The organism is Chitinophaga sp. 01L420, assembly GCF_056399985.1.
The window spans coordinates 14,829-34,960 of the sequence record NZ_JBFTSK010000068.1; the positions used below are offsets into that span (position 1 = coordinate 14,829).

15 protein-coding genes and 1 tRNA gene are annotated in these 20,132 nt (G+C 44.7%); 2 read left to right on the forward strand and 14 right to left on the reverse strand.

What is annotated here, in order from left to right; genetic code table 11:
- Positions 1-40: 40 nt before the first annotated feature.
- From era to AC1DP6_RS34365, 3 genes are all read right to left on the reverse strand, one after another.
- On the reverse strand, positions 41-910 hold the full coding sequence (gene era, locus AC1DP6_RS34355; protein WP_441577359.1) for a GTPase Era: 870 nt from the start codon (positions 908-910) through the stop codon (positions 41-43).
- Between the two features lie 104 nt (positions 911-1,014).
- Positions 1,015-1,086, reverse strand: a tRNA-Met gene (locus AC1DP6_RS34360).
- A gap of 110 nt (positions 1,087-1,196) precedes the next feature.
- Positions 1,197-1,604, reverse strand: coding sequence for a single-stranded DNA-binding protein (locus AC1DP6_RS34365; protein ID WP_477026552.1), 408 nt, complete (start codon positions 1,602-1,604; stop codon positions 1,197-1,199).
- A gap of 239 nt (positions 1,605-1,843) precedes the next feature.
- Between AC1DP6_RS34365 and AC1DP6_RS34370 the strand changes: the two genes are divergently transcribed.
- Complete coding sequence (locus tag AC1DP6_RS34370; protein ID WP_477058927.1) at positions 1,844-4,219, forward strand: TonB-dependent receptor; 2,376 nt, start codon at positions 1,844-1,846, stop codon at positions 4,217-4,219.
- Between the two features lie 93 nt (positions 4,220-4,312).
- On the opposite strand, the gene AC1DP6_RS34375 is transcribed toward AC1DP6_RS34370, so the two are convergent.
- From AC1DP6_RS34375 to AC1DP6_RS34425, 11 genes are all read right to left on the reverse strand, one after another.
- A complete protein-coding gene (locus tag AC1DP6_RS34375; RefSeq protein WP_477058928.1) occupies positions 4,313-6,118 on the reverse strand; it encodes an alpha-L-fucosidase in 1,806 nt (601 codons plus the stop codon).
- 264 nt (positions 6,119-6,382) lie between these two features.
- The gene (gene argH / locus AC1DP6_RS34380) at positions 6,383-7,717 is read right to left on the reverse strand and encodes an argininosuccinate lyase (RefSeq protein WP_477058929.1); all 1,335 of its coding nucleotides are present in this window, start codon (positions 7,715-7,717) and stop codon (positions 6,383-6,385) included.
- A gap of 38 nt (positions 7,718-7,755) precedes the next feature.
- Positions 7,756-8,337, reverse strand: a complete 582-nt coding sequence (locus AC1DP6_RS34385) for a GNAT family N-acetyltransferase (RefSeq protein WP_477058930.1) — start codon at positions 8,335-8,337, stop codon at positions 7,756-7,758.
- A 1-nt stretch (position 8,338) separates the two neighbouring features.
- Positions 8,339-9,403, reverse strand: a complete 1,065-nt coding sequence (locus tag AC1DP6_RS34390; RefSeq protein ID WP_477058931.1) for a M20 family metallo-hydrolase — start codon at positions 9,401-9,403, stop codon at positions 8,339-8,341.
- A 3-nt stretch (positions 9,404-9,406) separates the two neighbouring features.
- Entirely contained in the window at positions 9,407-10,195 is a 789-nt protein-coding gene (gene argB / locus AC1DP6_RS34395; RefSeq protein WP_477058932.1) for an acetylglutamate kinase, read from the reverse strand.
- Positions 10,196-10,197: 2 nt separating this feature from the next.
- Positions 10,198-11,148, reverse strand: a complete 951-nt coding sequence (locus AC1DP6_RS34400) for an N-acetylornithine carbamoyltransferase (protein WP_477058933.1) — start codon at positions 11,146-11,148, stop codon at positions 10,198-10,200.
- A gap of 74 nt (positions 11,149-11,222) precedes the next feature.
- Positions 11,223-12,350 carry an aspartate aminotransferase family protein gene (locus tag AC1DP6_RS34405; protein WP_477058934.1) on the reverse strand — a complete coding sequence of 376 codons (1,128 nt, stop codon included), beginning with the start codon at positions 12,348-12,350 and terminating at the stop codon, positions 11,223-11,225.
- Between the two features lie 32 nt (positions 12,351-12,382).
- The gene (argC, locus tag AC1DP6_RS34410) at positions 12,383-13,366 is read right to left on the reverse strand and encodes an N-acetyl-gamma-glutamyl-phosphate reductase (RefSeq protein ID WP_477058935.1); all 984 of its coding nucleotides are present in this window, start codon (positions 13,364-13,366) and stop codon (positions 12,383-12,385) included.
- Positions 13,367-13,378: 12 nt separating this feature from the next.
- Positions 13,379-14,569, reverse strand: a complete 1,191-nt coding sequence (locus AC1DP6_RS34415; RefSeq protein WP_477026542.1) for an argininosuccinate synthase — start codon at positions 14,567-14,569, stop codon at positions 13,379-13,381.
- A gap of 50 nt (positions 14,570-14,619) precedes the next feature.
- On the reverse strand, positions 14,620-15,399 hold the full coding sequence (locus tag AC1DP6_RS34420) for a GNAT family N-acetyltransferase (protein WP_441577372.1): 780 nt from the start codon (positions 15,397-15,399) through the stop codon (positions 14,620-14,622).
- A 508-nt stretch (positions 15,400-15,907) separates the two neighbouring features.
- Positions 15,908-18,037, reverse strand: a complete 2,130-nt coding sequence (locus AC1DP6_RS34425) for an alpha-L-fucosidase (protein WP_477058936.1) — start codon at positions 18,035-18,037, stop codon at positions 15,908-15,910.
- 268 nt (positions 18,038-18,305) lie between these two features.
- Here AC1DP6_RS34425 and AC1DP6_RS34430 point away from each other — a divergent pair, with 268 nt between their 5' ends.
- Complete coding sequence (locus AC1DP6_RS34430; RefSeq protein WP_477058937.1) at positions 18,306-19,700, forward strand: Gfo/Idh/MocA family protein; 1,395 nt, start codon at positions 18,306-18,308, stop codon at positions 19,698-19,700.
- Positions 19,701-20,132 lie beyond the last annotated feature (432 nt).

Sequence of the window (20,132 nt, forward strand, 5' to 3'; positions counted from 1 at the left end):
CGTACTAACCTGAATAATATATCCAGGAATTTTTCTATAATTAATATCCGTATTCCTTCAGGAACGTATCATTATCACGCCATTTTCCGCGTACTTTCACAAACAGTTCCAGGAATACTTTTCTTTCTATGAATTTTTCAATGTCCTGACGGGCCAGGGTGCCTATCTCACGGATCGATTTACCTCTTTCGCCCAAAATGATTCCTTTCTGGGTATCGCGGGTAACAATAATTTCTGCCGTTATTTTTGTCAGCGTTTCCTTCTCCTGGAATTGTGTAACAATTACTGTGGTGTGATAAGGAATTTCTTCTTCGAATAACTGGAATATTTTTTCACGGATCATTTCTGCCACGAAAAATCGTGTAGACTTATCCGTTAGTGTGTCATCAGGATAAAAAGCGTTTGCATCCGGTAAAAGTGCTACAATTTCTGCGAGCAATTCTTTAATACCTTTTTTCTGCATGGCAGACACTGCTACCACCGCTGTTGCTTTGCCCCAGGCCTTTGCACGATCAATTAAAACAGCCATTTCCTCTTTAAGGATATTGTCCATTTTATTGATGATAAGGATAATAGGTACTTTCAGTTTCAGTGAGTCAAACATCTCCAGGTTTTCTTCCAGGGAGTCTTTGGCATCCATGATCAACAAGGCCACATCTGCATCTTCCAGGGCGGATTTTACTGCACCCATCATTTTCTCGTGCAACTTATACTTGGGATCAATAATACCCGGAGTATCAGAAAATACGATCTGATACGCAGGGTCTGTTAATACCCCTGTAATACGATGCCGCGTGGTTTGCACTTTGGGAGATATAATAGCCAGCTTTTCACCGATAATGGCGTTCAGCAATGTGCTTTTCCCCGCATTGGGCTTACCGAAAATATTTACAAAACCTGCTTTGTGCATGATGACAATTAAACGCTGCTTTCACAACTCAAACTTACGGAAATAAAAAAAGCCGAATTTCTTCGGCTCTTAAATCTTTTAGATGCTCTTCAGCTCTATTTTTGTAGCGAGGAGCGGATTCGAACCACTGACCTTCGGGTTATGAGCCCGACGAGCTACCTCTGCTCTACCTCGCAATGAGGGTGCAAATATAGGATTATTTTCATTCCCGCCAAATCTTTTTAAAAGAAACACAAAAAGCCAACCATAAATGGTTGGCTTTCATATTGGAATGCTTGATACACTTTTAGAATGGAAGATCGTCAGCGGGCTGTTCCTGAACCGGTTCTGCATCAGGAACAGGGGTTTCTGTTAAGGTTGCCTGTCTTTTTTCCTCATCCCTACGGCTGAGTAACTGCAACGAAAAAACCCTCAGTCTTAAAGCGCCAGACAATGCACCGGTGCTATTGCTTACATAAGCCTCCACTTTTGGAGCCCCTTCTACATAAACCATAACACCCTGCGTTAAATAAGGAGCTACGTTCCCTTTGTCCCACAAGGAACAATCTACCCAGGTGGTTCTTTCCTCCAGTATGCCCTGCGCATTTTTAAAACGCTCATTAACAGCTACCGGGAAATTAAAAACGGATGCCCCGTTGACTTCTTTTTTCACTACATCGCGGCCAAGGTGCCCGATTAACTGAAGCTTGATCATCAGAAATAAAGATTTAAATGGTTAAAAATTTATAAAAGATGATTGAGAGAAGTATCCATGGAAATTACGCAAATTTCTGTCTCCCAAAAAATATTTTCTGATTATTAATACATACAAGTATACCTTTGCAGTAACACAATACATGGGGTGCCTTACTTTCAGGCTGAGATCACACCCAATGAACCTGGACCAGGTAATGCTGGTTAGGAAATGAACGAACAGAAAACAGACATACTTACATGAAACAGCTAATGTTATTAGTGCTGCTATCTATAGCAGGCACTTTGCATGCACAATCCCTGGTTACCGGTACCGTTACCAGTAAAACCAGCGGCCAACCACTGGAAGGTGTGACCATCGCTATCAACCAAACAGGCGCATTAACCGACAACAAAGGTCATTACAGCATCCGCCTTCCTAAAAAAGGAAGCTATACTTTAACCGCCAGTTTTATCGGTTTCAAATCTTTCAGCACAACCATTAATGCACATAATAATGCCCAACAGGAAGATATTGCACTGGAAATATCTCCCCTGTTTGTAAAACCGGTAGAGATCAGTAGTCTGCGTGCAGGAAAAAATTCACCCTTCGTCAATACCACTATATCAGCAACGGATATTAAAAAAGCAAACCTGGGCCAGGACTTACCCATTTTACTCGATCAGCAACCAGGTGTGGTAACCAACTCAGACGCAGGTACCGGCATCGGCTACACCGGCATGCGTGTACGCGGTTCCGACATCACCCGTATCAACGTTACTGTAAACGGTATCCCCGTAAACGATGCAGAGTCACAGGGAACTTTCTTTGTAAATATGCCCGACTTTGCCTCCTCTGTGAGCAGCATTCAACTGCAACGGGGTGTAGGTACTTCCACCAACGGCGCCAGCGCTTTCGGTGCAACCCTTAACCTCAGCACCAACGAATTCAACGAAAAAGCATATGGCGAAATCAGCAATAGCTACGGTTCTTTCAATAGCTGGAAACACACTGTGAAAGCAGGTTCCGGACTGATCAACGATCACTTCACCATTGATGCCCGCCTTTCTCAAATTTCATCAGACGGATATATAGACCGCGCAACATCTGACCTGCGTTCTTTCTATACCTCCGCTGCCTATATTTCCAAAAAGACAGCCATACGGCTGAATGTCTTCTCGGGAAAAGAAAAAACATACCAGGCCTGGTATGGTGTACCACAGGCCCTGCTGAATACCGACCGGACGTATAATCCAGCAGGTACCGATAAACCAGGCAGCCCTTACGATAACCAGACGGATAACTATCAGCAGGATCATTACCAGTTATTCCTCAACCAGGAAATCAATGCTCACCTGAATTTTAACGTGGCCTTCCACCTCACCCGCGGACGTGGTTACTATGAAAATTATAATGGTTTTCAACCACTCGCCAACTATGGTATTCCAGGCCAGGTCATCAATGGTGTGAAAAGAGATACGGCAGATGTGATTAACCAGCTTTGGTTAGATAATTATTTCTATGGCAGCGTATTTTCTGTAAACCGTACTGGTGAGAAATTCAACTGGAGCCTCGGCGGCGGCTGGAACAGGTACACCGGCGACCATTACGGGAAAGTAATATGGGCAGATACGCAGTTTGAAAAAGATCATGAATATTATCGTTATCCTGCTGCAAAAAATGATTTTAATATCTATTGGAAAGGAGAATATAAAATCACATCCGCACTAAGCATCTTTGCGGATATGCAATACCGGAATATCATGTACAACATGGACGGCTTCGAAGCGGCACCGGAATACATCGCGCACGTTAACTATAATTTCTTCAATCCAAAGGCAGGTATCTCTTACAACATCAATGCCACCAACCGCGTATTTGCGTCCGTGGCCATTGCACATAAAGAGCCTAACCGAAGCGATTTTGAAAACAACTATGGTGTGGCTACTCCTAAACCGGAAATACTCCGCGATGTGGAAGCGGGCTATTCCTGGAATAACAACATTGCTGCCATACAGGCCAATGTATACTACATGAACTACAAAAACCAACTTGTACAAACCGGGGAGCTTACCAATGTTGGCGCATATGTGCGTACCAATATTCCGAAGAGCTACCGCATGGGTATTGAAATAAACGGCAACGTAAAACTGGGCAATATCGTGAGCGTAGCTGCCAACGCAGCATTGAGCCAGAATAAAGTACTGGACTACGAGGCCGTTACCTATGATGCTGCTTACGCAAAGCACACGCAGGCATTCAACAAAACGGATATTTCTTTCTCCCCTACTTTCGTAGGTGGGTTAACGTTATCTGTGAAACCGGTTAAAAATCTGAACATCGATTTATTAGGTAAATATGTAAGTCGTCAGTACATGGACAACACCTCCAACAAGGATGGTAGCCTGGATGCTTACTTTGTGAGCAACCTCCGGATTAACTACGTAGTGCCGCAAACGTTATTCCGTGAACTGGGATTACAGTTTATGCTCAATAATATTTTCGATGCAAAATATGAGCCCAATGGCAGCACTTACTCCAGCTACGATCTGACTAACAATCGCGTAGCTTATGATAATTATTATTACCCGATGGCAGGAATTAATTTCTTTGCAGGGGTAACGATTAGCTTTTAGCTGTCAGCCTTTAGCTTTTAGTAAATGCAACGAAGACCAACATATATTCATCTCCGCTGCATTTACTAAAGGCTAAAAGCTAATGGCTAATGGCTAACGGCTAACAGGCATCAAACGGATACCACGAAGATTCATCACTCCCAAACCTGGTTTGGTTAATGCTTTCACCAGCACAGTATTCACGCCTTTCTTCGATAACACCACTGTACCTAACTCCCAGTCTTTATAAGCACCCCAACTGTTATCAGTACCTTTTACCACTCCGGTCAGTGTGGTATTGCCAGCGCTTACCGCAATCTTTGATCCGGCAGAGGCATCTGTACAGGCAGCACTCAAAATCATTTTGTATTTACCCGATTGCTTCACATTAATATTCCAGGTAACGGTTCCTTCCAGCGACATCCAGTTGTAAATGGTGGCCTGCTCACCTACAGATAGCCCCACTCCATTAGCGAGAATAGCATCGCCGGCTACTAAATGATAGGTGCCATCTGTTTCCGGATATATGCCTTGCGCAATCAGCGAGGTACCCGTCACATCCAGTTCTATCACGGTAGCAGCACTGTTTTTAAATGCTTTGCTGCTCACATCAATAAATAATCCGCGTTCATCGGTTTCTATTTTTAATGGTGTATGCGCAGCATCTGCCAGGAAGAAAGCCTGCGGCGTTACGCCAGCATCCGGTGCCAGCGGCACGTGCAAGCGATTATCTGCCGGCCAGTTGAAAATATGCAGGAAGAATTTGCCTGGCTTTGTAGTGATACGCCCCCAGTTTACCTTGCCGATGGTATTAGCCCTGGAGCCATAGATGGCTTCTCCGTTTAAGCGCATCCAGTCGCCGATGCCATGCATCAGTGCTATGCTTTTGCCCGGAATAGTACCATCGCCCATAGGACCTACATTCAACAGGTAGTTGCCTCCTTTGGAAACGATGTCTATCATGTTATGCACCAGGTCTTCCTCTGTATGCCATTTCTGGTTGTTCTTACTGTATCCCCAGGTTCCATTCATGGTCATACAGGATTCCCAGTCCATGCCTTTAAAGCCGGTTTCGGGAATAAACTGTTCGGGTGTCACCAAATCACCATTCGCACGGGTATATTCGCTGTTATGTTCAAAAGCGTATAACCGGTTATTCATAATAATGTTGGGATGATGCTTTTTCACCATCGCTACCAGCGCATTAGCACCCCATTTTTCACCTTGAATTTCCATGGAGCTGTAATCCCACCAAACCACATCAATAGGCCCGTAATTGGAAAATATTTCTTCTGCCTGCTGATGCATGTAAGCAACATACTTTGCATTATCGCGACCTTCATTTTTCACACCACCAGGTGCTGGCATACCATGCTCTACATAAGCATCCGGGTGATGCCAGTCTACAAGGGAAAAATAAACGCCTACCCGTAGCCCCTGTTCATGCAGGGCGTTTACGATTTCGCGGAACAGGTCTCTCCCGGTAACATCCATTCCATCAAAGGTGGTAGTTTTACTATCGTGTAAAGCAAACCCTTCGTGATGCCTGCTGGTAAAGATCACATAGCGACAACCTGCTTCCTTCGCTGTTTTAGCCCATTCCCGCGCAAAATCTTTTTTAGGTTTGAAGAGCGGCGTTAACTTCGCCGCATATTCCGATGATGGCACATTGGCCATATTCTGTATCCATTCTACACAACCATCGTAATCTTTTCCGTTCCATTCTCCTGCAGCCACACTATACAGTCCCCAGTGCACAAACATGCCAAAGTGTGCGTCTCTAAACCAGCGCATACGGGCATCTCTTATTGCTTCGGGCTCTGTAGCATTGGCGATCAACCCCGGATCCTGTTGTGCATAAGCAGCGGAGGTTGACAGCACGATGCCTGAAAGACATAATTGTAAAAATCTTTTTTTCATTTGTTCAAACTGTTTATGTTGATAAGGATAGTAAACGAAAGTGGCAGGCTGTATACGATCTTTGGTCCTATAAGATAAAAAATATTTCAAAGCACAAAGCTTTGCAGTGGCTGCATCGGGGAATTTGTCAATATTAATTCAGTAAGCGGGAAGATAATACCAATAGCGCATGGCAGGAAATAGAAACGAAGGAGCCGCTTGATAAATTCAAGCGGCTCCTTCGTTTCTATCATCTAAAATTATATTAGGCTGCTATTTATCACATCAGCTATTCAGCAATTGCTCCAATGCTTTATCCACTGATTCAAAAGGAAAACCCTTTATCACCGCATCCATCTGCGCGGCAATTTGTTCTGTACATAAATTACCGATGCTACCCGCATGTGTATGCGCTACTGCCTTCTCTGGCGAGAAAGTACCGTTCTCTATATCCATTCCCACCTTTTTATAAGCTTCACGGAAAGGTGTACCCTGCAATACCAGGTTATTCACTACTTCCACACTGAAGAGGTATTGATACTTGTTGTCATCCAGTATATTTTCCTTGATACGGATATTCTCCAGCATCAGGCGACTCATACGGATACAGTCTTTCAGTGTTTGAAAAGCAGGAAATAAGTTTTCTTTCAACAGCTGCAGATCGCGGTGATAGCCGGAAGGCAGGTTGGTGATCATCATAGCAATTTCGTTGGGCAATGCCTGCAATTTATTACCATGTGAGCGGATCAGCTCCCATACGTCCGGGTTCTTTTTATGTGGCATGATGCTGGAACCGGTAGTGAGTTCATCAGGGAAGCTGATGAAACCAAAATTCTGGTTCATAAATAAGCAGGCATCCATGGCCATTTTAGCGATGGTGGAGGCAATACCTGCCAACGCAAAGGATACTATTTTTTCCGTTTTACCACGGCCCATTTGCGCATATACCACGTTGTAGTTGAGTGTATCAAAACCCAGTAAAGCAGTGGTCAACTCACGGTCAAGGGGGAACGAAGAACCGTAACCTGCAGCAGAGCCGAGCGGATTTTTATTCACCACTTTGTAAGCACCCTGTAACATGGTGAGATCGTCTACCAGGCTTTCTGCATAGGCACCAAACCATAATCCGAAAGATGATGGCATCGCTATCTGCAGGTGGGTATAACCTGGGATCAGGTGTGCCTTATACTTTTCACTTTGTTGCTGTAACAGATGAAACAGTGCCAGCACTTCTTCTACCATGGTTTGCAGCTCATGGCGCAGGTACAGTTTCAGGTCTACTAAAACCTGGTCGTTCCGGGAACGGCCACTGTGGATCTTCTTGCCTACTTCACCCAAACGGCGGGTCAGCAATAATTCTACCTGTGAGTGAATATCTTCTACCCCCTCTTCCAGCTTAAAATCACCTGCCTGTATTTCCTGGTAGATGTTTTTCAGCTCCTGCTTTAATACGGTCAGTTCGGCCGCTTCCAGCAATCCAATACTTTGCAGCATGGTGATGTGCGCCATAGAACCCAGCACGTCAAACGGTGCCAGGAAGGCATCCATTTCACGGTCTTTCCCAACGGTAAACTGTTCTACCGCCGCTAAGGAAGCTTTATCTTTTTGCCACAATTTCATAATAATATAGTTTTTCCATGCTGTATGACAGCCTGAAATTAAAAATCATATTTACCAAAAACACGCTGCTTTATCTCCGGCCACTCTTCTTTAAGCATGCTGAAATAAACGGTGTTGCGCACTCTCCCGGCACTGGTGATCATATGACGCCGAAAAATACCTTCCTGCGTACAACCCAGGCTCAGAATAGCATTGCGCGACTGCGTATTCAGTTCATCTGTTTTAAACTCCACACGGTTCAGCTCCATCACTTCAAATGCATGTTGCAGCATAGCATACTTCATGGCTTTATTCAACCCCGAACCATGCAGGGAAGGGCTGATCCAGGTAGACCCGATTTCCGTACGTTTATGCAACAGGGATAAACCCATATAACGGGTAGAACCCACAATACGGTTTTCCTTTTTATCGATGATCACAAATGGGACTGCTTCTTCTGCCGCTCTTTCTTTTAATGCTTTCTGAATATATTTCTCCAGGTCTTCTTTACTTTCTACTTTATTTAACTGTACTGTCCACAGAGAAGCATCCGCCGCAATTGACCACAGGTCCTCCAGATGTACTGCCTGTAAAGGTTGCAGCAAAACACGCCTATTCTCTAAAACAGGTTGAAAATCCATATCACTGTATCATTTCAAGTAACTGAATGTAACTGTTTATCCCGTCTTTAATTTCATGCAGGTGAATATATTCATCTGCACTATGTGAGCGGGCTGAGTCGCCGGGACCCATTTTCACAGAAGTGGCAGGAATCAGCGCCTGATCTGAGGTAGTAGGCGATCCGTAGCAGGTTTTACCTACACTTATACCAGCCAGTACAAACGGATGATCCATCGGAATGAACGAAGGCCGCATTCGCATAGACCTTGGCTTCACTTCACAGGATACATTGGCGCGGATGATCTCCAGCAACTCTTCCAACGTATATTGATCCGTAGCCCGTACATCTACTACAAAGGAGCAGTCTGCCGGTACTACGTTATGCGCTTTATTGGAAGTATTGATCACGGTAACGCTCATTTTCACGGGTCCCAGTGTTTCAGATACTTTCGGGAAACGATAGTCCTTAAACCAGTTCAGATCCGGCAATGCTTTATACAAGGCATTTTCGCCTTCTTCTCTCGCCGCATGCCCCGCTTTACCCACGCTGTTGCAATCCAGCACCATTAAGCCTTTTTCAGCAATGGCCAGTTGTGTTAAAGTGGGCTCCCCTACAATCGCAAATTCAATAGGGGGCAGCTGGGATAAGATACTTTCTATACCATTGATACCGCTGATCTCTTCTTCTGCAGTAGCTGTGAGTATGATGTTATAGGTAAGATCACGCTGGTGATAAAAATGCAGGAACGTAGCGATCAGGCTTACCAGGCAACCTCCGGCATCATTACTTCCAAGCCCGTACAGCTTACCGTCTTCCACATCCGGACTGAAAGGGTCGCGGGTATATTGCGGATTTGGTTTTACCGTATCATGATGGGAGTTCAGGAGAATATTACGTTTGGAGGGATCGTAATGTTTATTGCGTGCCCAGATATTATTGAGATGCCGCTCATGCGGAATATCCATGGCCGTCAGGAAATCACTGATCAGTTGCGCGGTGCCGTCTTCTTCGCGGCTTAACGATGGGGTAGCAATCATCTGCTTTAACAGCGCCACGGCCACATCATATAGTTTTTCGTTCCACATAGGTTAGCATATTAGGGTGCCTGCCACTTTTGCTGTTGTATTACTCAGAACATCGTCTGCATGTCCTATCAGCACTTCTTTTACACCATTTTCAATTGCACCGAAAGCGTTTTGCAGTTTAGGCAATATGCCGTCTGTCAATATTTTTTCTGCCAGCAACTGCTGGTAAATGTCTTTGTTGATTAAATTAATCACGGCGTCATCATCTGCCGGATCACGTAATACCCCTTTCTTCTCAAAGCAATAAATAAGTCGTACACTGTAAAATGAAGACAATGCAATGGCAAGAGATGAGGCGATGGTATCCGCATTGGTATTCAGTATCTGTCCTTTACCATCATGTGTGAGCGGTGCAAACACCGGCGTGATACCGGCTTCCAGCAGGGCCTTCAGCGGAGCAGTATGCAATATCTCCGTCCTGACATCTCCCACAAAACCGTAGTCGATGTCTTTCACTGGCCTCTTTATCGCTGGAATAATATTACCGTCAGCGCCTGTTAAACCCATGGCATTACAGTCATTCGCCTGCAGTTTTGCTACCAGCTGTTTGTTAACCAAACCACCATATACCATCGTTACTAGGTCAATAGTTTCAGCATCCGTAATCCGTCTGCCATCCACATACTTTGACTCTATACCCAGCTTATCACCGATACGGGTAGCAATTTTACCACCACCATGTATCAGGATTTTTTTGCCAGGTACGGATGCAAACTTTTCGAGAAAGGTTTGCAGCAATACCGGGTTATCTATTACGTTTCCGCCTACTTTAATGATAAATAAATCGATCATAATTATCCTTTCAGTATTTCACTCAAAACCGCCTGGGCAGCCCATACCCGGTTACCAGCTTCTTGTATTACGATAGATTGCGGTCCATCCAGTACTTCATCCGCAATGACTACATTCCTTCTTACAGGCAGGCAGTGCATTACTTTAGCGGAATTGGTGAGTTTGAGTTTTTCATTGGTGAACATCCAACTGGAATCTGTACAGGTAACTTTACCGTAATCCTTGTAGGAGGACCAGTTCTTTACATACACAAAATCTGCATCCTGCAAAGCTTTATCCTGATCGTATTCAATACGTGCATTACCAGAGAATTTCTCATCCAGTTCATACCCTTCCGGATGAGTGATCACAAAATCAGCTTCACCCCAGGCATTCATCCACTGTGCAAAAGAGTTAGGAACAGCCTGTGGCAGTRCTTTCACGTGAGGTGCCCAGGTCATTACCACTTTAGGTTTACGGGGTTGATTCCAGTTTTCCTTAATGGTGATCACATCTGTTAAACTCTGCAGAGGATGCAACGTAGCACTTTCCAGGCTAACTACCGGCACACCGGCATATTTAATGAACTGGTTGATGTACTTCTCTGTATAATCTTCTTCTTTATTTTTCAAACCCGGAAAAGTACGGATAGCAAGTATATCGAAATACTGTCCCATTACTCCGGCCGCTTCTTTTACGTGTTCAGTAGTGTTACCATTCATGACAACGCCATCATTCATTTCCAGCGCCCATCCTTCCTTATCAATGTTAAATACGATAGGTTCCATACCCAGGTTCTTAGCAGCCACCTGTGTACTTAACCGTGTTCGCAAACTGGGGTTCAGGAATATCATTCCCACTGTTTTGTTCTTCCCTAATTCCTGGTCCCTGAAAGGATCTTTCTTGTAGTTCAACGCAATGTCCACTAACCGCGGGACACTGGGAACATCTGCTGTAGAAATAAATTGTTTCATTTCGCTTATAGGCTTTAAACAGATAGTGGAAAGATATAAAGGCACACTATCTGCCATTCATGGTTGTTGATTTTTTATTTACTTAATTCTTTTCCAAAAGCTTCGAGGAACTGATCCGCATGCTCCTGAGTTAATGCCAGTGATGGCAGCAACCTGATTACATTTGGTTTCGCTTCACCGGTAAAGATCCTGTGCGTATGCAACAGTTCTTTTCTCACATGTCCCAGTTCCGCAGGCAGTTCAATGCCTATCATTAAACCACGGCCTCTTACTTCTATTACTCTGTCAAAGGTCCGCAGTTGTTCCATGAGATAGTTACCTATGGTAGCTGCGTTGGTGATCAGGTTTTCTGCCTGGATAGTTTCCAACACTGCCAGTGCGGCTGCGCAGGCCAGGTGATTACCACCAAACGTAGTACCAAGCATACCATATACGGCATGGAATTTAGGCGCAATAATAATAGCGCCTATAGGGAAACCATTACCCATACCTTTTGCCATGCTGTAGATATCTGCATTTACACCAGCAAAATCATGGGAGTAGAATTTACCGCTTCTGCCATAACCACACTGTACGGAGTCTGCAATAAATACGGCATTATGTGCATCACACAACGTCCTGATCTTACGCAGGAAAGATTCACTGGCTACATTGATACCACCAACACCTTGTATACCTTCAATGATCACAGAGGATACTTCATGCTGCAGGAAAGCCTGCTCCAGTGCAGCTTCATCTTCCCATGGTAAAAATACCACGTTGTCTGTTTCATTTACCGGTGCTACAATTTTAGGATTGTCAGTCACCGCTACCGCCAGTGATGTTCTGCCATGGAATGCTTTTCTGAAAGCGATTACTTTCTTTTTACCATTGTAAAAAGAAGCCAGCTTCAGGGCATTTTCATTTGCTTCTGCACCTGAGTTACATAAAAACAGCTGATAGTCTTCTTTACCGGAAACCTTGCCCAGCAAAGCGGCCAGCTCTTCCTGTAAAGGCATCTTTACAGAGTTGGAGTAAAAACCTACTTTATGCAACTGATCTGTCAGACGCTTTACATAATGTGGATGCGTATGACCAATAGAGATCACGGCATGTCCACCGTAGAGGTCCAGGTATTGTGTACCTTTGTCGTCCCATACATGGGAGCCCAGGGCTTTTTCTATAATGATATCGTTAACGGGATATACGTCGAATAATTTCATGTCGGCAAATAAATTGAAAATGATAAAAACACTTAGAACACGATGGACTTTAATTTCAGCCCTGCCGTTTCATCCAGTCCGCACATCAGGTTCATGTTCTGTACAGCCTGACCAGAAGCGCCTTTCAGCAGATTGTCTTCAATAGAATGGATCACCAGTTTATCACCGGTTTTTTCCAGTTGAATGAGACACTTGTTGGTGTTGACTACCTGCTTCAGATCAATCTGTTTGTCGCTTACATGCGTAAACGGATGACCGGCGTAAAAGTCTTTATACAGCTTCACAGCCTCTTCCAGTGATAAGTCAGTTTGCAGGTAGGACGTTACCCATATTCCTCTCGGGTAGTCACCGCGCACCGGCACAAAGTTTACCTCACCATTGAAGCCTGGCTGCAACAGCTGCAGGCTTCGTCGTATTTCTTTCAGATGCTGATGATTCAGCACTTTATAAGTTGAAATATTATTTGCTCTCCAGGTAAAGTGGGAAGTAGACTGAAGGCTTTGTCCCGCACCGGTAGAACCAGTGATACCGGTAGTATGTACTTCTTTCAGCAAACCTGCTTTTGCAAGTGGCAACAGGCCTAATTGAATGCCCGTAGCAAAACAGCCTGGATTGGCAATGTTCTGTGCCGTCTTGATCAGGTCGCGCTGCATTTCCGGTAAGCCGTATACAAAAGTGCGGTCTTTAACGGTTTCGCCTAAACGAAAATCCTGGCTCAGGTCAATCACTTTCACATGTGCGGCTACATCTGTTGCTTCCAGGAATTTTTTAGATTCTCCATGCCCCAGGCAAAGAAACATCACATCAATATCGTTGCTCAGCTCACCGGTAAACAGTTGTTCTGTTTCACCCAGCAGATCTGCGTGTACCGCATATAATGGATTGCCCGCATTACTACGGCTATGTACAAACGAAATAGTAACATCCGGGTGATTCAACAAAAGCCGGATCATTTCACCGCCTGTATAACCAGCCCCGCCTACGATCCCTGCTCTTATCTTTTTATCATTTGCCATTGCCTTGCTGATTTAGATAGAATTTTTAACCTGATGCCAGATCATTGTCTGGTTACCAAAAATTTTGCTGAATCCTCTTACATCATCTCCACTCCAGCCGGTGTTCATTTCACCGTACTTGCCAAATTTGCTGCTCATCAGATCATAAGGAGAACTGATACCGGTTACCTGGAAACGGTAAGGCATCAGTGTTACAAATACTTCACCGGAAACATTTTCCTGGGTGTTCTGCAGGAAGGCTTCGATATCGCGCATTACCGGGTCCATGATCTGACCTTCGTGCATATAGTTGCCGTAGAACTGTGCCAGTTGATCCTTCCAGCTCAGCTGCCATTTTGTTAATACGTGCTTTTCCAGTGCATGGTGTGCTTTGATGATCACCATGGGTGCTGCTGCTTCAAAACCCACGCGGCCTTTAATACCGATGATGGTATCACCTACGTGGATATCACGACCAATCGCAAAAGGACCGGCGATGGTTTGCAGATATTGTATGGCTTCAGAAGGATGACCGAATTTTTTGTCATTCACACCTGTCAGCTCACCTTTTTCAAAAGTTAATTTCACCTGCTCTTCGCCCTGCTTTGTCAGCTGGGTAGGCCAGGCGGCTTCTGGTAACATGCCATTGGAAGTCAGTGTTTCTTTACCACCAACGGAAGTTCCCCACATGCCCTTGTTGATAGAGTACATGGCTTTTTCAAAATTCACTTCCACACCTTTTGATTTCAGGTACGAAATTTCTTCTTCACGGCTCAGTTTCAGATCACGTATAGGCGTGATGATTTCAACACCAGGAATCATGATATGAAATACCATGTCAAAACGCACCTGGTCATTACCGGCACCGGTACTGCCATGTGCTACTGCGTCTGCGCCAACTTCCTTCACATATTCAGCGATGGCCAGTGCCTGGCTCATACGCTCTGCACTCACGCTCAGCGGGTAGGTATTATTTTTCAGTACATTACCGAAGATGAGGTACTTAATAACGCCATCATAATAAGAACGTATCGCATTAACAGTTTTATGACTTTTAACGCCCAGGCTGTAAGCGCGCTTTTCAATTTCCTGCAGCTCTTCTTCAGAAAAACCGCCAGTGTTTACAATCACTGAATGCACTTCATATCCTTTTTCTATCGTCAGATATTTAACGCAATAGGAAGTATCAAGTCCTCCGCTAAATCCCAGTACTACTTTTTTCATTATGACATCTTTTTTTATAATTCCAGTAACAATATTTATATGCCCTGTAGTTAGAACAGGAAAAATTTCTTTTTAGATCCGGTGGCGCCACCTTCTTTTTTGCTCTTCAGCAAAACAAATCTTTTAAATCGCAACCATCGCTCGTACAACTTTATATTTCCTTTAAATCTCCGGCGGCGTCTTTCGTGGTGCATGTGGCCATTGGCGGTAACAGACAATTGTGGCTGAGGTTGTTTTTCTTCTGCAGCTGCTTTTTCCGCCATCGCTTTCTCTTCCGCTTCCTTCAGCTTTTCAAGTGGGTTGTACAACATGGCTGTGCATAAACAGTTCTTCCTGTTTTTAGCAGTGAGAATGTCGAAGTTAACACAGCTTCTGCAGCCTTTCCAGAATTCTTCGTCGTCGGTGAGTTCAGAATAGGTAACGGGTTCATAGCCCAGTTCGGAGTTGATCTTCATTACCGCCAGACCGGTGGTTAAACCGAAGATCTTTGCCTCAGGATATTTCTCTTTCGAAAGCTCAAATATTCTCTTTTTTATCGATTTAGCAACACCATGGCCCCTGAAAGCAGGGTTTACAATCAACCCTGAATTGGCTACAAACTTCTCATGACCCCAGGCTTCAATATAGCAGAAGCCTACCCATTCGTTTTTGTCTGTAACAGCAATCACAGCTTTACCTTCCTGCATTTTCAGCTCTACATAGGCAGGGGAACGCTTGGCTATGCCTGTTCCTCTTGCTTTTGCAGACGATTCCATCTCATCGGTGATGGTATTTGAATAGTGAATATCGTCAGGAGTGGCTACCCTAACGATGATATGTTGATTTTCCAACTTTTTAAATTGAAATCGTGAATCAATAAACTAACTTGAAATTCCATTACTGGAAAGCTCACCGGAGGATTGGGGAATCACGGTGCGATAGCGGTCATATAGAGACAAGCGCTATCAAATTCTAGGTCGTCGGGAAAGGAATCTAAAGACATTGAACCCAACAGAATATACCCCCTTGTTTAAAGCGGGATGATATGCAGAGATGTTGGTATGAGTTGCGGTTTTTTCCAACTTCAGTTCAGCGTTAAATTGTTATAAATATTGTCTTTAGTTTAGAATATCCGCAAAGTTATAACAATATCTTTTTAAATGGTCGAATTTTTTTTCGCTTGGACACAATTTTAACAAAGGCTGACATTGCGTTGCCCGGTATCGGGCCTGCTACCCCACTCACGGGGTTTATACATTAGGATTATTTACATTGATTATAAAAAGATTAGCGGAGAAAAAGGCCGTCAAATGGACACTTATCTCCGCTAATCTTTTTATAATCAATTAAATAAATACCTTATCGGGTGATCACACCCAGCTCAGCCACTGCTGCCTGGTTGTCGGACTCACTGGCCGGCGATACCGCCACAAAGCGGATATACCGGGCATTGACCGCGCCAAACGGGATGGACTGCAGGACAGGGTTGTTCTTAATATTGGCAAACTGTCCCTTCGCCACCGGGCTGCCCCAGTTTTTGCCATCCGTGCTGGTATAGAACTCATAGCCGTATACCACCCCTTTAGTCCCTTCGCCGGTAGGCGGCATATAAGTAAATCCTTTGAGAGACAGGGACTCGCCCAGATCTATCTGCAATTCATGAGGATATTTCGTTCCCTCCGTACTGGTAATATATACCGTTTCAGGTTGATCGTCTATCGCTTTGGCGGTAGTGCGATCGGTGGCAGCGCCATCTGCGGAAAGTATAGTCCATTTGGTGGTTGCTACATCGAAAGACGCCTTTGCCGTTTCACTGCTGCTGCCGTCCTTCAGAAAAGCTTTGGCTTTTACCACGCCACCACGGGGCAGATCCACCAGGATGCTTTGTTCACTTTTGACATTTTTCTTTACTTCTTCCGACACATTGGCAATCACCGGCGGAATGAAACCATGCTTTACAGGCGATTTCAGTGTAGGCTCAGTACCGTCAAGCGTATAGTGAATCTCCGCATCAGCCGAAGCACAGGTAATAATTACCAGACCGTTTTTCGAACGCATGATTTGTGGCGTTGCCAGTAAACCCGGCGCTTTATACAACTGCACCTCACTGATCACTGGTGCCGCTTTGGCGTCCAGTATATTAATACGTACCTGGGTAGTGGTATAATCCGGTAAACGCAGGATACGTTTGTGTCCAATGGTGGTTTCTTTCGCAATTTCCTTCATCTGTCCATTTTCCAGGATTTCCACAGAGAAATGCTGCACACGCTGCCCCAGGGCAATATATTCCTGCAACACCACCCTGTTGAAAGTAATGGGTTGCTTATAACTCAGTGTGATCGTTGTACTTGTAGCGGCATCGGCAGTCGCCCAGTAAGTGGCATTGGTGCCGTCATTCAGATGAGATACTTTCACCGCTGCATTGCCAGTACGTGTATTCGTTGCCGTTACTACTGCTTTCTTTGCGAGGTTGTCTTTGAAAGATGCGTCCAGCACTTTTCTCAGCTCCATCAAACGGGTAGAATCGTTCGGATGAATTACCCCGTCTCTGTCTACCGGCACATTCAGGATCAGGTTACCGTTGCGGCCTACTGAACCATAATAGATATCCAGCAGATGGGAAACAGACTTCACTTTATCATCTGTATCAGGGCTGTAGAACCATCCCGGGCGGATAGATACATCGCATTCCGCAGGAATCCATTGTTCGCCATCCTCATTACCTTCATTGAGTGATTTAGCCGGAGGACCATCTGCCCCCGGAGCAAATCCTTTTACATTCAGCGTACTCCAGTTGGTAGTACCGGCAATACCATTCTCGTTGCCCACCCAGCGGCATCCCGGACCTACGTCACTGAAGATAACCGCGTTGGGTTGATTCTTATACACTACGTTGTGAAACAGGTTCCAGTTGTACGGTTGTTTAACGTTACCCCCGTTGGCGCCATCGAACCATTGTTCAAATACGGGTCCGTAATTAGACAATACTTCATTCAAGGTATTCGCAAATACCTGGTTATAGGTGGCTGTGCCATACTCAGGATGGTTGCGGTCCCAGGGCGAAAGATACACACCGAACTTCAGACCGTATTCCTTACAGGCGGCGGATAATTCTTTAAGGATATCTCCTTTACCATCTTTCCAGGCGCTTTCACGAACAGTGTGAGTGCTGTACTTACTGGGCCACAAACAAAAACCATCGTGATGTTTGGCGGTGAGTACTATACCTTTCATACCTGCTAACTTAGCGGTACGTGCCCATTGGCGGGCATCTACATGCGTAGGATTAAATACTTTCGGATCTTCGTCCCCATGTCCCCATTCTTTATTGGTAAAGGTATTGGGGCCGAAATGAATGAACATATAATATTCCAAATCATTCCAGGCTACCTGTGCTTTGGAAGGTAAAGCACCGTAAGGCTTAATCTCCTGAGCCATGGCCATATTAAAGCCTAACAACCCAGCGAGGAGTAACGCGTTTTTTTTCATTGCCGGAAATAAAAATTACAGATGATGGATGTGAGCGAAGATATAGCAGATAATCAAAAGGATTCAATCCCAAATTCTCCATTCTTAATTCTATATTCTCTCATATCTCCCTCATTCTACGTCATTCATCACCGTAATTCCCTCATTTCTCCACCGTTTATCACAAAAATGTAAGATTATTACACTATAGGTTGGTTTTGATAAATCAATTTTTATAAATTTAGTCCCTCCTTACCGTATAAATGTATACGCTAATAAACTTTGAACAATGAATAAACAACCACTGCATCGCAGAAGTTTTCTCAAAAACACGGTAGCGGCTGGCGTAGGTATTTCTATGCTCGGCTCTTCTGCCAAATTATTTGCTAACGAAAAGAAACCTAAAGTAAGAATTGGTGTTATCGGCGTAGGTGCCCGTGGATTGGGTCACCTGAACTTTTTCCTTCACCGTGAAGACGCAGAAGTAGTTGCTTTCGCTGATCCGGATACAGCTTTTACTGTTCCCAAAGCTAAGGCGATGATTGAAAAAGCATACGGTGGTAAGAAAAAAGTAGCTGAATATACCAATGGTCCGGAAGATTTCCGTAACCTGCTAAAACGTGATGACATTGACGCGGTAGTAATTGCTACTCCGTGGGAATGGCATACTATCATGGCAGTTGCTGCAATGAAAGCAGGTAAAACACCGGCAGTAGAAGTATGTGGCGCATCTGATATCCAGGAGTGCTGGGAACTGGTTAACACCAGCGAACAAACAGGTATTCCCGTATTTGGTATGGAAAACGTATGCTACCGCAGAGATGTGATGGCAGTACTGAACATGGTTCGCCAGGGTTTATTCGGTGAACTGACTCACCTGCAGGGTGGCTACCAGCACGATCTGCGCGGCGTTAAATTCAATAACGGTAAACAATATTATGGTGGTGGTGTAGAATTTGGCGAGAAAGCGTTATCTGAAGCCAAATGGAGAACTAACCACTCCGTACACCGCAATGCTGATCTCTACCCTTCCCATGGTCTGGGTCCGATCAACAACATGATCAATATCAACCGCGGTAACCGCCTGCTGTCATTGACTTCAGTGGCGACTAAAGCCCGCGGTCTGCACAAATATATCGTTGACAACGGTGGCGAAAGTCATCCAAACGCGAAAGTAGAGTTCAAACTGGGTGATATCGTGTCTACCCTGATCAGAACCAACAACGGCGAAACCATCATGCTGTCGCACGACACCAACTCCCCGCGCCCTTACTCCCTGAACTTCCGCGTTCAAGGTACCAACGGCCTGTGGATGGACGACCAGAAATCTGTTTACGTAGAAAAGAAAAGTAAATACGACGAATGGGAACCAACCGGCGACCCTAAAGATGCCAACAGCTACTTCGGTAAATACGATCACCCGCTGTGGAAGAAGTATGCAGCCGATGCTGCAGGCGCTGGCCACGGTGGTATGGACTGGTTTGTACTCAACTCTTTCCTGGAGTGTATCAAACGCGGTACTCCGTATCCGCTGGATGTATATGATATGGCTACCTGGTATGCGATCACCCCGTTGAGCGAACAATCAGTAGCAGAAAGCGGCAGTGTACAATTCATTCCTGACTTCACCCGTGGTCGCTGGATGAACAGAACACCGATTTTCGCACTGGACGACCAATATTAAGAAAGCTCTTAGCCATTAGCTTTTAGCTTTTAGTAAATGCAGCGGAGATAAAAGCGGAGAGAGTAAAATACTTTCCGCTAATATCTCCGCTGCATTTTTTGCTAATGGCTAACTGCTAATAGCTAACTGCTGTTAGTAAATGCAGCGGAGATAAAAGCGAAGAGAGTAAAATACTTTCCGCTAATATCTCCGCTGCATTTTTTGCTAATGGCTAACTGCTAATAGCTAACTGCTGTTAGTAAATACAGCGGAGATAAAAGCGAAGAGAGTAAAATACTTTCCGCTAATATCTCCGCTGCATTTTTTGCTAATGGCTAACTGCTAATAGCTAACTGCTGTTAGTAAATGCAGCGGAGATAAAAGCGGAGAGAGTAAAATACTTTCCGCTAATATCTCCGCTGCATTTTTTGCTAATGGCTAACTGCTAATAGC